Below are 689 nucleotides of genomic sequence, written 5' to 3'. Positions count from 1 at the left end.
ACGTTCTGGACAAAGTGGCACTGGTTTACGGTCAGATGAACGAGCCGCCGGGTAACCGTCTGCGCGTAGCACTGACCGGCCTGACCATGGCCGAGAAGTTCCGTGACGAAGGTAACGACGTTCTGCTGTTCGTCGACAACATCTATCGTTACACCCTGGCCGGTACTGAAGTATCCGCACTGCTGGGCCGTATGCCTTCGGCAGTAGGTTACCAGCCGACCCTGGCTGAAGAGATGGGCGTTCTGCAAGAACGTATCACTTCGACCAAGGAAGGTTCGATCACTTCGATCCAAGCGGTATACGTACCTGCGGATGACTTGACCGACCCGTCGCCAGCGACCACCTTCGCCCACTTGGACGCCACCGTCGTTCTGTCCCGTGACATCGCTTCCCTGGGTATCTACCCAGCGGTAGATCCACTGGATTCGACTTCGCGCCAGCTGGATCCGAACGTAATCGGCCAGGACCACTACGACACCGCTCGCGGCGTTCAGTACGTTCTGCAACGTTACAAAGAGCTGAAGGACATCATCGCGATCCTGGGTATGGACGAGCTGTCGGAAGCCGACAAGCAGTTGGTAAACCGTGCTCGTAAGATCCAGCGCTTCTTGTCGCAGCCGTTCTTCGTGGCTGAAGTCTTCACCGGTGCTTCGGGTAAATACTATTCAATGAAATACACCAATCCTGGC

1 pseudogene is annotated in these 689 nt (G+C 56.3%); it reads left to right on the top strand.

Annotated elements, in window-relative coordinates:
• A pseudogene (locus ACIP66_RS28760) lies at window positions 1-689 on the top strand (F0F1 ATP synthase subunit beta); the annotation flags it as partial.

The sequence above is a fragment of the Pseudomonas sp. NPDC088429 genome (genome assembly GCF_044753305.1).
Taxonomy (GTDB): domain Bacteria; phylum Pseudomonadota; class Gammaproteobacteria; order Pseudomonadales; family Pseudomonadaceae; genus Aquipseudomonas; species Aquipseudomonas rustica.
The sequence above is the reverse complement of the archived record's forward strand: the minus strand, read 5'-3'. Positions and strand labels throughout refer to the sequence as shown.